We start from the raw sequence: 12,531 nt of genomic DNA on the forward strand, positions 1-12,531 counted from the left end.
ATGCTCCGGCCTTGCAACCTATACCCGGTAGGGGTATATAGGCCGCATGCGCAAGGACATCAAGGCATCTGTCGGAAAACGTCTCGGCCGGATCGAGGGCCAGGTTCGCGGCCTCTCGAAAATGGTAGAGGAAGACCGCTACTGCATCGACATCGTCACGCAGATCTCGGCGGTGCGCGCCGCGCTGCGCCGGGTCGAGGAGGAGATCCTGAAGGATCACGTCGCCCATTGCGTCGAGCACGCCATCGCCAGCGGCGACAAGGCCGATCAGCGCGAGAAGATCGCGGAGCTGATGGCAGTGATCGGGCGGGCGGAGCGGTAGGCTCTCACCGTCATTGCGAGGAGCCCTTGCGACGAAGCAATCCAGACTGTCGACGCGGTGACAGCCTGGATTGCTTCGCTGCGCTCGCAATGACGGGCAAAGGGACGCGAGATAACTCCTCTTGCGTCGTCCTGGCGAAAGCCAGGACCCATACCGCGGAATCTATCGATTGCGCTCGGTAGGCGTACCGAACGAGGAGTCTTCGCCAAACTGCTCCCTGGGGTAATGGGTCCCGGCCTTCGCCGGGACGACAGTGGAGCTACGCCGCCCTCTCTCTTGCCCAGCCTCGCCGCCGCGGGCGGTACATCGCCAGCCTCTTCAGCAGCGGGACATGGCCGGCGATCTCGGCAGGTTGCTTGCTCACTTCCTCAGCCGAAATCTCAGCCGGCGTCTCTTGGTCAATCGCTTCAGGAACGAGCGGCGGCGCACGGAGCGTTTCTGGAAACACACTGAATGTGCCCGCCACCTCCTCGAGCGGCTTCTGCTTGTCGGCCCAGTGCAAGGCCGTGTAGTCGAAGCCGTGCACGATGGTGGGTTTGACGACTTCGAAATAGGGCGAGATGTCGAAGTCGCGAGGCATGTAGAGCGAGGAATCGCGGATGTGCAGGATCTCGCGGCGAGCAGCGCGGCTGCCGGCCTTGGTGATCTTTGGCAGGATCGGGTAGCGCACGGCGTCGAACGCCTGCGCGATCAGCGCCGAGCAGATGATCTTGGTCGGATCGCCCGATCCCAGCGCGATCATGCGCCGCCGCCAGCGCTGTGGCACCGGCAGCGGGAACAGGAAGCGCATGAGGTCGACGATGTTCTTGGTGTCGTAGCCGAAGCCGATGCGGTTGATCGCATAGCGGCAGACGGTGGTGCGGTCCTCATAGGACAGCCCGACCGGGCGGCAGACGCGGGTGTGATAGGGGAAATATTTCGACAAAGGCGCCGAGGTGACGCCCTCGCCGATATTGGCCTCGATCAGCACATGCGGCTCGCCGTCCGCCTCTTCCGCGCCCTCGATCGGACCGACATAGAGCGCAGCATGCGACCAGGTCGACTGCGTCAGATATTTGATGATGCCGGAGATGCGGTTGTTGCCCTCGACCAGCAGCACGTCGCCAGGCTCGATGACGCCGCGCAGGTGCTCCGGGTCGCTCGGCGTGAACGGCTCGTAGCCCGGCACCTCCTTCGAGAGGTACGCGGCAATCAGCTTGCCGACTGAGTCCAGGACCGTCCCCATTTCGAACTCCCCCCACGGCCTTTTCCGGCCGTCTTTTTCCCTTCTCTACCATGGTCGAAACGTGTTGCAATTCGGTTCATCACTCTGTGAGATCAAGCACGATTGATTCACCATGGTGGTTGCTGCGCAACATCAGATACGGCAAGGTTCGCGGGCTGTTCCCGTTCGCCGCAAGTCCCCGGAAACCATGACATGACAATCACGCGCCGCGGTTTCCTTTCGGCGTCGGCGGCCCTTGCCGCGATGCCGGTGCTGCGCGCAACCGCCGCGACCCCGCCGCGGGAGGCTGACATCGTCGTGATCGGCGCGGGGGCTGCGGGAATTGCCGCAGCGCGGCGCATCATGGCCGCCAACCGCAAGGTTGTGGTGGTGGAAGCAGCGGCCCAGATCGGCGGCCGTTGCATCACGGACAGCACGACTTTCGGCACGCCATTCGACCGCGGCGCGCGCTGGATGCACAATCCCGAGACCAATCCGATGACCCGGCTGGCGCGCAGCGCCGGGTTCGACGTGCTGCCGGCCCCGTCAGGTCAGAAGATGCGCATCGGCCGCCGCAATGCGCGCGCCGGCGAGACCGAGGAGTTCCTGGCCGCGCTGGTCCGCGCCAACCGCGCCATCGACGACGCCGCGCGCGGCAAGCTGGATACTTCCTGTGCCTCCGTGCTGCCGAAGGATCTCGGCGACTGGGCCGGCGCGGCCGAGTTCATGCTGGGCGCGGGCTTTGCGGGCAAGGATCTGAAGGAGCTTTCGGCGATCGACAAGACCCGCGCGCAGGACCGCAATGGCGCGATCGCCTGCCGCCAGGGTCTGGGGACGCTGATCGCGAAACTCGGCGAGCAGGCGCCGGTGGCGCTGTCGACGCCGGCGAGCCGGATCGTCTGGAGCAATCGCGACGTCGGCGTGGAGACCCCGAGCGGCAAGATCGCCGCCCGCGCCGCCATCATCACGGTCTCGACCAACGTGCTGACCTCAGGCGCGATCAAGTTCGCGCCCGACATTCCGAAGCGCACGTTAGACGCGGCATCGAAGCTCACCCTCGGCAGCTATGATCACATCGTGCTGCAACTGCCCGGCAATCCGCTCGGCCTGTCGCGCGACGACATTCTCATCGAGCAGAGCAACTCGACGCGCACGGCCCGCATGTTCGCCAATATCGGCGGCTCCTCGCTGTGCTCGATCGACGTCGGCGGCTCGTTTGGTCGCGATCTCTCCGAGCAGGGCGAGAAGGCGATGACGGCTTTCGCGAAGGAGTGGATCACCAAACTGTTCGGCAGCGAGGCTGCGGCCGCCGTGCAGAAGACCAGCGCGACGCGCTGGAATGCCTCGCCCTATGTCATGGGCGCGATGTCGGCGGCCTCGCCCGGCGGCCAGCTCTCGCGAAAGGTTTTGGCAGAGCCGATCGGCAACATGTTCCTCGCCGGCGAAGCCACGCATGAGACGCTGTGGGGCACGGTCGACGGCGCCTGGGAAAGCGGCGAACGCGCCGCGGAGGCCGCGCTGCGCAAGATCGGCGCGCTCAAGGACGAGCCCGCGGACGTGCCGACGCAGTCGACGAAGAAGCGCAGGGCGAGGCCGCCGCGGAATTGATTCAGTCGTCGTCCTGGACAAGCGCAGCTCTTGGCAGCGCGTAGCGTTGTCCAGGGCGGAGCGCAGATCCAGGACCCATTACCCCAGGGAGGGGTGTGGCGACGGCTGGTGGTCACCAACCCGGGCTAAAAATGCCGACCGGGGTAATGGGTCCTGGCTTTCGCCAGGACGACGCGGGGCTGGTTCAGCGCAACACCCCATCCAGCACCGGCAGCCCCGCAATCACCGCCAGCGCGATCAGCGCGTAGCAGATGCCGCGAAACACCTTTTCGCTGGCGCGGCCAAACAAGGAGGCGCCGAACGCGACGCCGAGCGCATAGACCGGGCCGACGATCATCGAAAGCACGAGCGACTCGCGCGAGATCAGGCCCGTCGTCGCGTAACTGACCATCGAGAAGAAATCCGACGCGCCGAAGAACAGCATGATGTTGGCGCGCGCGACGATCGGCGCGATCGGGCGCCCGAGCCAATAGCCGACGATCGGCGGGCCGCCGGTCTGCGCCAGCCCGCTACAGAAGCCGGAGAGGCCGCCGATGCCGACCGAGAGCCAGGCGTGGTCCTTGCCGCGATAGCGCCAGCCCGACAGCAGCAGGAGCAGCAGCGCAGCGACGAAGCAGGAGATGATCCAGCGTGTGGTGACGGGCTCGAGCACGCTGAGGAAATAGGTGCCAAGGGGCACCCCGATCAGCGCGCCCAGCACGATCACAGCAGTGGCCTTGCGGTCCGCCTTGCGCCAGGCATCGGGCAAGAGCGGCGCGGCCGCGACGAAATCGATCACGAGCAGCAAGGCGGCAACGAGCCGCGGCGCCGCGATGCTGCTTGCCAGCGGCATGAAGATCAGCGCCGCGCCGAAGCCGGAGAAGCCGCGGGCGGTACCCGAAACGAAAGCGACGGCGCAGAGCGCCATCGCAATGGTGAGGCTGACGTCCTTCGGGAGAAAGTCCGCCAAGCTCATCCGCGAAGAGTGCCGCCAGTCTTCTTCGTCACCTCCGCCACGACCTTCGCGGCCACAGCCTCAATCTCCTGGTCGGTCAGCGTCTTCTCGCGCGGCTGGATGGTCACCGCGATCGCGATCGACTTCTTGCCGTCGTCGATGCCCTTGCCCTCGTAGACGTCGAAGACGTTGACGCCGGTGATCAGCTTCTTGTCGACGCCTTGCGCCGCGCGCACAATGTCGCCGGCCTTGACGGTGCGATCGACGATGAAGGCGAAGTCGCGCGAGACCGGCTGGAACGCCGACAGCTCGATCACAGGCTTGGCACGGGTCGGCTTCTTCTTCGCCTCGGGGATGCGGTCGAGAATCACCTCGAACACCATCAACGGGCCGTCGGCGCCGAGCGCCTCGAGCACGCGCGGATGCATCTCGCCGAAATGGCCGAGCACGTTCTGCGGACCGATCTGGATCGTGCCCGAGCGTCCCGGATGCAGCCAGCCGGGACCACCGGCGACGATCTGAAGCGCCTGCATCGGCGCGCCCGCAGCGGCGAGCACCGCCAGCGCGTCCGCCTTGACATCGAATACATCAGCCTGCGCCGAACCGGACCAGTGCCGGCCGAGACCTTCCGAGGAGGCAAAGCCGCGGCGCACGCCGCTCGCCGCCATGAATTGATCCTGCGGGCGGTCGCCCCTGAACAGTTGCCCGACCTCGAACAGCGCGACATCGCCAAAGCCGCGATCAGCATTGGCTTGCGCGGCGGCGATCAGGCCCGCCAGCAGGGTCGGGCGCATGTCGGAGAGATCAGACGCGATCGGGTTGGCGACTTCGAGCTCGCGCTGGCCGCCGCCGAACAATTTTGCCGCAGGTTTTGCGATGAACGACCAGGTCACCGACTCGACCATGCCGCGGCTCGCCAGCGCGCGCCGCGCACGGCGGGTGCGGAGCTGAAGCGGTGTCAGCACCGGCTTGCGCGCGTCCTCGCCGCGCTCGAACGGCGTTTCCGGCACCTTGTCGACGCCGAAGATGCGGACGATCTCCTCGACGATGTCGGCCTTGCCGTGCACGTCGGTGCGCCAGGAGGGAACTGCGACCTTCACCACCGGGCCCGGGCCCGCCATCATGAAACCGAGATGGGTCAGGATGCGCTTCATCTCTGCTTGCGGCACTTCGATGCCGGACAGACGCTTGACCTCGGTGACCGGGAAATCGATCACGCGATCGTCGCCGAAGGCCTTGCCGACCACCACGGTCTCGGACGGCGTGCCGCCGCACATCTCCATCACCAGCTTGGTCGCGAGCTCGAGCCCCGGCACCATGAACGCCGGATCGACGCCGCGCTCGAAGCGGTAGCGCGCATCGGAATTGATGCCGAGCTTGCGGCCGGTCTGGGCGATGTTGATTTCGTTCCACAGCGCCGATTCGATCAGCACGTCGGTGGTGTTCTCGTCGCAGCCCGACGCCTCGCCACCCATGATGCCGGCGAGCGATTCGACGCCGTGCTCGTCCGCGATCACGCAGATCGCGGGATCGAGATTGTAGGTGCGGCCGTCGAGCGCGAGCAGCGTCTCGCCCTCGCGGGCGCGGCGCACGACGAGGTTGCCCTTCACCTTCTTGGCGTCGAACACGTGCAGTGGCCGCGCGCGATCGAAGGTCATGAAATTGGTGATGTCGACCAGCGCGTTGATCGGGCGCAGCCCGATCGCGGTCAGCCGCTTCTGCAGCCATTCCGGCGATGGCCCGTTCTTGACGCCGCGCACGAGGCGCAGCGCGAAGCCCGGGCACAGCGTGGCGTCTTCGACCGTCACTTTCACGGGGCAGGGGAATTCACCCTTGATCGGCTTGATCGTGGGGTCCTTGAACTTGCCCATGTCGGCGGCGGCAAGGTCGCGCGCGATGCCGTGCACGCCGGTGCAGTCCTGCCGGTTCGGCGTCAGGTTGATCTCGACCACGGGATCGCCGAGCCCGGCCCATTCGGCATAGCCGGCGCCGATCGGGGCGCCCGCGGGCAATTCCATGATGCCATCATGGTCGTTGGAGATCTGCAGCTCGGCCGCTGAACACAGCATGCCGCGGCTCTCGACGCCGCGAATGGTGCCGACACCGAGCGTGATGTCCTTGCCGGGAATGTAGGTGCCGGGCGGCGAGAACACGCTGACGAGTCCTGCCCGCGCATTCGGCGCGCCGCACACGACCTGCACCGGCGCGCCGCCGTCACCGGTGTCGACCATGCAGACGCGCAGGCGATCCGCATTCGGATGCTGCTCAGCCGAGATCACCTTCGCAATGGTGAAGGGCTTGAGTGCCTTCGCCTTGTCCTCGATGTTCTCGACCTCGAGCCCGATCATGGTGAGCTTATCGGCGAGCTTGTCGAGCGGCTCGTCGGTCTCGAGATGATCCTTCAGCCAGGAGAGAGTGAATTTCACGAGCTCAGCCCTCCGGCAAGCGTTGGCACTTCGAGCGGCTTGAAGCCGTAATGGGATAGCCAGCGGACGTCGCTGTCGAACAGCTGGCGCAGATCGGCGATGCCGTATTTCAGCATGGCGATGCGGTCGATGCCCATGCCCCAGGCAAAGCCCTGGTACTCGTCGGGATCGATGCCGCAGGCGCGCAGCACGTTCGGATGCACCATGCCGCAGCCGAGAATCTCGAGCCAGTCCTCGCCCTCGCCGAAGCGGATCTCGCCCTTGTCGCGGCGGCACTGGATGTCGACTTCCAGCGACGGCTCGGTGAAGGGAAAGAACGACGGGCGGAAGCGCATGTTGATGTGGTCGACCTCGAAGAATGCCTTGCAGAACTCATGCAGGATCCATTTGAGGTGGCCGAGATGCGAGTGCTTGTCGATGACGAGGCCTTCGACCTGGTGGAATTGCGGCGTGTGGGTCGCGTCCGAATCGATGCGGTAGGTGCGGCCCGGGCAGATCACGCGGATCGGCGGCTTCTGGCTCAGCATGGTGCGTACCTGCACCGGCGAGGTGTGGGTCCGCAGCAGCATGCGCGAGCCATCTTCTTTCGGATGAAAGAAGAAGGTGTCGTGCATCTCGCGCGCGGGATGGCCTTCCGGGAAGTTCAGCTTGGTGAAGTTGTAGTCGTCGGTCTCGATGTCGGGACCTTCGGCGACCGAGAAGCCCATGTCGGCGAAGATCGTGGTCAGCTCGTCCCAAACCTGGCTCAGCGGATGGATGCGGCCGGCTTCAGCCGCCGCATCGCGCGGCGGCAGGGTAACGTCGATGGTCTCGGCAGCAAGCCGGGCATCGAGCGCCGCCGACTTCAAGACGTCGCGCCGCGTCGCGAGCGCCTGGGTGACCTCGTCCTTGGCCTGGTTGATCGCGGCGCCCTGCGTCTTGCGCTCGTCCGGCGACATCTTGCCGAGCGTTGCGAGCAGCGCCGAGATCGAGCCCTTTTTGCCGAGGGCTGCGACGCGCACGGCCTCTAACGCCGCCTCGTCGGTGGCGGCGGCGATGTCGGCGGTGATCTGGGCTTGGAGCTGAGCAAGATCGGTCATGGCAATCCCTTTTGGCCAGGATGCTGAGCCGATGATCCTAGCCCGTCACGCCCGGCACTCTGCCGGGCATCCACGTCGGAGAAGTGTGTTTGCGCAAGAGATGACGGCCGGGGCAGTAAAGCGCGAGACGCGCCGCTACCCGGGCTATCACAAGCTGAATGCTGCGCAGAGCACAGTGGAAGACGGCTTACGCCGCCAGCGCAGCTTTGGCCTTCTCGGCAATCGCCTGGAACGCGGCGGGCTCGCGGATCGCGAGATCCGACAGCACCTTGCGGTCCACGGTGATGCCCGACTTGGCAAGGCCGTCGATAAATCGGCTGTAGGTCAGGCCGAACGGACGCACCGCGGCGTTGAGACGCTGGATCCACAGCGCGCGGAAGGTGCGCTTGCGACGCTTGCGGTCGCGGAAGGCGTACTGCGCGGCCTTCTCCACGGCCGGCTTGGCGGCGCGGATGGTGTTCTTGCGGCGGCCATAGAAACCCTTGGCGGCCTTGTAGACTTTCTTGTGCTTGGCGTGGGCGGTCACACCGCGTTTGACGCGAGACATGACAGAAATCCTTCAGAGATGACTTGGTTTTCGGATCGCCGCGCGAATGCGGCGCGAGATGGCAGTGATCGTGGACGCGATCAGGCGTTCGGCAAGAAGTACTTCTTGACGTTGTCGCCGTCGGTCTTGAACAGCACGCGTGTGCCGCGGAGCTGACGGATCTGCTTCTTCGTCCGCTTGATCATGCCGTGACGCTTGCCGCGCTGGGCGTGCATCACTTTGCCGGTGGCAGTCACCTTGAAGCGCTTTTTAGCGCCCGATTTGGTCTTCAGCTTGGGCATTTGGCTCTCCTATGGCCACAACAGAAATCCGCCCGTGAAGGCGGCTGGCCGTCTAAAATGCTCGTTAGAGCGTTGATTGTGCTCAGGTTTTACGAACAAACGCGAAACCCGCACGGTACACCGCCACGGCAGCCCTTAATCAGCCGGGCGATGAAGGCTGGGCTTATGACAGAGCGGGAGCCAAATGGCAACGATGAACCGCCGGAACCTGCCCGCCGACTATTTGAAGTTGCCACCCCCAATGTCCACGCCTTCATGTCCGGAGCAGGACCAAAATGGCCCATTTCCCGCAATCGATTTCCACCTTTGCCCGCCCGCGCCGCCTGGCGCTGCTCGCCGTGCTTGCCGCCGCCATGGTGCCGTCGACTGCCGATGCCCGCGCCGGCGGCTATGACGGGATCTGGAACGTCACCTTCGCCACCACGAGGGGCAATTGCAGTTCCGGCTACAGCGTTCCCTTCACCGTCACCGGCAGCCGGGTATCGTCTGCCGGCGGAGGCCGGGTGTCCGGCAAGGTCAATCGCGGGGGCACTGTGGCGGTCCAGGTCTCGGTCGGCGCCTCCCACGCCAACGGCGGCGGCCGGCTCGCCGGCATCAACGGCGCCGGTTCGTGGAGGGGCATCATCTCCGGCGACCAGTGCAGCGGCACGTGGCAGGCGACGAGGACGTAGGCACCAAGCGTTCGATGTGCTCCCTCCCCCGCTTGCGGGGGAGGGTTGGGGAGAGGGTGTTTCCGCAAGCGAGAACCCCCAAGAGGCCCTCACCCGCGCCTTCGGCGCGACCTCTCCCGCGAGCGGGAGAGGTTGCAGCAACGCTCGCGGCTGGCACCTCGCCCCAAACAAAACGGCCCGCCGGAGATCCGGACGGGCCGTTGAACTCTCAGTCCTAACAAGCCGGCGTTAGCGCGGCGCCAGCACCATGACGACCTGGCGGCCTTCGAACCTTGCGTCCTGCTCGACCTTGGCGAGCTCGGCGACGTCGGTCTTGATCTTGTCCAGAAGCTTGGTGCCGATCTCCTGGTGCGCCATTTCGCGACCACGATAGCGCAGCGTGATCTTGACCTTGTCGCCCTCTTCGAAGAACCGCTGCATCGCGCGCATCTTCACGTCGTAATCGTGATCGTCGATCATCGGGCGGAGCTTGATCTCCTTGATCTCGACGGTCTTCTGCCGCTTGCGGGCTTCGGCGGCTTTCTTCTGCGCGGAATACTTGTACTTCCCGTAGTCCATGATCTTGCAGACGGGAGGGCTGGTATTCGGCGAAATCTCGACCAGATCCATGCCCGCGTCCTGGGCCATCCGGATGGCGACGACGGTCTCGACCGTGCCTTTGTTCTCACCGGTCTGATCGATCAGCTGGATCTGCGCATTGCGGATATCATCATTGATGCGGGGCCCGTCTTTGCTGGCAGCGGGCGGAGCTTTATTAGGACGGCGAATGGGTGGTTCTCCAAAGTTGTGAAGGAAGCGGCCATTTTGAAGGAAGATGCGTTTGCCGGCAAGCAAGTCGCTCGTGCGAGACGCGAAAAACCCTCAAATGCGAGGCATTTTGGTCACGCCCGTTGGCACGCAGACGACATAGACACCTTGCTTCTGTTCCGCAAGCGTCCCAAAGGGCCAATGCCGACACCGAATTGAGCTGCGAGGCGCGACCAAACAGCTCAAACCACACAGCCAGAGTAAACGTTCCATGACCGATGCAATTCCCGATACCGTGCTCGACTTCATTGATGTCGGCGAGGGCCCGTCGGCGCGCAGGATCGCGGTGCGCCGCCGTGGCGGAACGGGCCCCGGGCTGGTCTGGCTCGGCGGATTCAAATCGGACATGCAGGGCGGCAAAGCACTGGCGCTGGATGGCTGGGCCAGAGAGCACGGCCGCGCCGTGATCCGGTTCGACTATTCCGGTCACGGCGAGTCCGGCGGCGAATTCGCCGATGGAACCATCGGGCGCTGGCTGGAGGAGAGCGTCGCGGTGTTCGAGCGCTTCTGCGACGGTCCGCAAATCCTGATCGGCTCCTCCATGGGCGGCTGGATGGCGCTGCTGCTCGCGCGCGAGATCAAGAAGCGCCAAGAGCAACAGCAAGCCAAGGCCTCGCTGGCCGGTCTCGTCCTGATCGCGCCGGCGCCCGACTTCACCGAGGCGCTGATGTGGAAGAATTTCTCGCCCTCGGTGAAGAAGGAGATCGAGACCAAAGGCGTCTGGATGCGGCCGTCGGACTATGGTGACGGCTCGCCCTATCCGATCACGCGAAACCTGATCGAGGAGGGGCGCAATCACCTCGTGCTCGGCAGCGCCATCGATCTCGGCTGCCCCGTCCGCATCCTGCAAGGGGCGAAAGATCCCGACGTGCCGTGGCAGCACGCCTTCGCGCTGACGCATCGTCTGCCGGCCGACGACGTCGTGCTAACCATGATCCAGGACGGCGATCACCGCCTCTCCCGCCCACAGGACATCGCGCGCATTCTTGCCGCGGTCGCGGAGATCGAGTGAAGTGTCTCTCTTCCTTCTCCCCTTGCGGGAGAAGGTGGCGCGAAGCGCCGGATGAGGGGTTGTTTCCGCGAACTCGAATAGACGTGTTCGCCGAGACAGACCCCTCACCCAAGCGAATGCGTATCAACGAGCGGAGCTGCCCTCTCCCGCAAGGGGAGAGGGCACAATAAGAAGCAGCGGGAGGCAACACAATGACCACCACCACCGCCATGCTGCGCGCCTTCTGCGATGCCGTCGAGCAGCGCAACGGCAAGGCTTTCGCCGAACTGTTCACCGAGGACGGCATTTACCACGACGTGTTCTACGGTGCCTTCGCCGGTCGCGCCAAGATCGCCGAAATGATCGACGACTGGTTCTATCGCACGGCGACCGATTTCCGCTGGGACATGCACAATCCCGTATCGGACGGCACCACGCTCTACGCGCGCTACACCTTCAGCTATCGCTCGACCCTGGCGGAAGCGAACGGCGCGCGGGCGATGTTCGAGGGCGTGGCGATCATGACGCTGACGGGCGGCAAGATCGCCAGCTATCACGAGGTCGCCAACACCGCGCCTGCGTTTGTCGACCTGAAATTTGCGCCGGAACGGATTGTGAAGATCGTCGCCAAGCAGGGCGCCGAGCTGAAGGCGCGACCGGAGATGCAGCGGCATCTTGGTTGAGCGCCGCTCTCTCCACTTCGTCGTTCCGGGGCGCGCCCCTACCGCTTCGACGGATTCACCATCGGCTTGCGCTGCGCCAGCGCCGCCACCGTCGCGGTACCGATCGGGCCCTCTTCGTCATAGAGCCAGCATTCGCCGATTGCCACACCGTCGGTGGCGTGGTGATTCACCACCTCGAAGCCGATCCAGTTCGTGACCGGCAGGCGGTGCAGATAGATCGTGACGTCGCTGTTGATGTAGCCGAGCCCCTTGTCGCCGGCGTTGGCAAAGGGGCTGGCGAAGTCGGCACCAACAGCGACATGGACGAACGGCGTCATCGGCACGCCCGCAACGAGCTCGCGCACCTCGCTCATCCAGAGCCGGCGCGGTCCGAGCGAGCCCATTTGGCCGATGATCGGCCGCGTCGTCCATTTGCCGTTCATGCCGAGCCTGGGATCAGTCGGCTTTGGAATGTCGGCCGGCTTCGGCACATCCCAGTTCGACGGCGACCAGACGTTGCCTTCCGGATTTTGCGTTCGCCGCAACAGCTGGCACGAGGCGCGCGCCATGCTGACGCCGCCGGAGACGAACTCCGCTTCCACCACGCGGATGCGCAAGCCGTCGCGCACCAGCCGCGTCGTCACTTCGATCGGCCTGTCGATGGTCGGCAGCCGAAACATGTCGACGGTGAGCCGCGCCGGCACGAATTCGGGGCCGGAATGGCGCTCCTCGATGGCGAAACCGAGCAGGCCGATGATGACGCGCCCGTGCAGCGATTTCGGATCCCACGGACCGTTGGCGACTTCCGTCGGATGGAATGTGTCGCCGTCGCGGGTGAAGAAAGGCATGTTTGTCATGACGCGCGACTGTGCGGGAACAGGTGAGGAAATCAAGAGTGGGTGTCGCATGAGGGTCGGGTGCGCGCCGCTCAAGCCACAACAACCGCTGTCATCGCCCCACTTGATCGGGCGATCCAGTACTCCGAGACGGCAGTGATTG

The 12,531-nt window shown here is 65.0% G+C and carries 13 protein-coding genes; 5 read left to right on the top strand and 8 right to left on the bottom strand.

Annotated features, from left to right (window positions below; all coding sequences use genetic code 11):
• Window positions 1-46: 46 nt before the first annotated feature.
• Complete coding sequence (locus AAE027_RS25560) at window positions 47-322, top strand: metal-sensitive transcriptional regulator (RefSeq protein WP_024338640.1); 276 nt, start codon at window positions 47-49, stop codon at window positions 320-322.
• Window positions 323-581: 259 nt separating this feature from the next.
• On the opposite strand, the gene AAE027_RS25565 is transcribed toward AAE027_RS25560, so the two are convergent.
• Window positions 582-1,547, bottom strand: coding sequence for a YiiX/YebB-like N1pC/P60 family cysteine hydrolase (locus AAE027_RS25565; RefSeq protein WP_370988989.1), 966 nt, complete (start codon window positions 1,545-1,547; stop codon window positions 582-584).
• A gap of 192 nt (window positions 1,548-1,739) precedes the next feature.
• On the opposite strand from AAE027_RS25565, the gene AAE027_RS25570 reads away from it, so the two are divergent.
• On the top strand, window positions 1,740-3,134 hold the full coding sequence (locus AAE027_RS25570; protein WP_370988988.1) for a flavin monoamine oxidase family protein: 1,395 nt from the start codon (window positions 1,740-1,742) through the stop codon (window positions 3,132-3,134).
• A 184-nt stretch (window positions 3,135-3,318) separates the two neighbouring features.
• Here AAE027_RS25570 and AAE027_RS25575 read toward each other — a convergent pair whose 3' ends face one another.
• The 5 genes from AAE027_RS25575 to rpmI form a co-directional block, all read right to left on the bottom strand.
• On the bottom strand, window positions 3,319-4,089 hold the full coding sequence (locus AAE027_RS25575; RefSeq protein ID WP_370988987.1) for a sulfite exporter TauE/SafE family protein: 771 nt from the start codon (window positions 4,087-4,089) through the stop codon (window positions 3,319-3,321).
• Window positions 4,086-6,494 carry a phenylalanine--tRNA ligase subunit beta gene (pheT, locus tag AAE027_RS25580; RefSeq protein ID WP_370988986.1) on the bottom strand — a complete coding sequence of 803 codons (2,409 nt, stop codon included), beginning with the start codon at window positions 6,492-6,494 and terminating at the stop codon, window positions 4,086-4,088. The genes AAE027_RS25575 and pheT overlap by 4 nt, the downstream gene beginning before the upstream one ends.
• Window positions 6,491-7,573 carry a phenylalanine--tRNA ligase subunit alpha gene (pheS, locus tag AAE027_RS25585; RefSeq protein ID WP_370988985.1) on the bottom strand — a complete coding sequence of 361 codons (1,083 nt, stop codon included), beginning with the start codon at window positions 7,571-7,573 and terminating at the stop codon, window positions 6,491-6,493. Before pheS ends, pheT begins: the two co-directional genes overlap by 4 nt.
• A gap of 187 nt (window positions 7,574-7,760) precedes the next feature.
• A complete protein-coding gene (gene rplT / locus AAE027_RS25590) occupies window positions 7,761-8,120 on the bottom strand; it encodes a 50S ribosomal protein L20 (RefSeq protein WP_027528250.1) in 360 nt (119 codons plus the stop codon).
• 80 nt (window positions 8,121-8,200) lie between these two features.
• A complete protein-coding gene (gene rpmI, locus AAE027_RS25595; RefSeq protein WP_008539890.1) occupies window positions 8,201-8,401 on the bottom strand; it encodes a 50S ribosomal protein L35 in 201 nt (66 codons plus the stop codon).
• A gap of 275 nt (window positions 8,402-8,676) precedes the next feature.
• On the opposite strand from rpmI, the gene AAE027_RS25600 reads away from it, so the two are divergent.
• A complete protein-coding gene (locus AAE027_RS25600; protein WP_370988984.1) occupies window positions 8,677-9,072 on the top strand; it encodes a hypothetical protein in 396 nt (131 codons plus the stop codon).
• Window positions 9,073-9,300: 228 nt separating this feature from the next.
• On the opposite strand, the gene infC is transcribed toward AAE027_RS25600, so the two are convergent.
• Window positions 9,301-9,840 carry a translation initiation factor IF-3 gene (gene infC, locus AAE027_RS25605; protein ID WP_091883021.1) on the bottom strand — a complete coding sequence of 180 codons (540 nt, stop codon included), beginning with the start codon at window positions 9,838-9,840 and terminating at the stop codon, window positions 9,301-9,303.
• 250 nt (window positions 9,841-10,090) lie between these two features.
• Between infC and AAE027_RS25610 the strand changes: the two genes are divergently transcribed.
• Together AAE027_RS25610 and AAE027_RS25615 are read left to right on the top strand one after the other, a co-directional pair.
• A complete protein-coding gene (locus AAE027_RS25610) occupies window positions 10,091-10,891 on the top strand; it encodes an alpha/beta hydrolase (protein WP_370988983.1) in 801 nt (266 codons plus the stop codon).
• A 191-nt stretch (window positions 10,892-11,082) separates the two neighbouring features.
• Window positions 11,083-11,553 (top strand): nuclear transport factor 2 family protein, encoded by a 471-nt coding sequence (locus AAE027_RS25615; RefSeq protein ID WP_370988982.1) that lies wholly within the window; start codon window positions 11,083-11,085, stop codon window positions 11,551-11,553.
• A gap of 38 nt (window positions 11,554-11,591) precedes the next feature.
• Here AAE027_RS25615 and AAE027_RS25620 read toward each other — a convergent pair whose 3' ends face one another.
• On the bottom strand, window positions 11,592-12,389 hold the full coding sequence (locus AAE027_RS25620) for an acyl-CoA thioesterase domain-containing protein (RefSeq protein WP_370988981.1): 798 nt from the start codon (window positions 12,387-12,389) through the stop codon (window positions 11,592-11,594).
• Between the last annotated feature and the right edge of the window lie 142 nt (window positions 12,390-12,531).

The sequence above is a fragment of the Bradyrhizobium sp. DN3 genome, assembly GCF_041357655.1.
Taxonomy (GTDB): domain Bacteria; phylum Pseudomonadota; class Alphaproteobacteria; order Rhizobiales; family Xanthobacteraceae; genus Bradyrhizobium.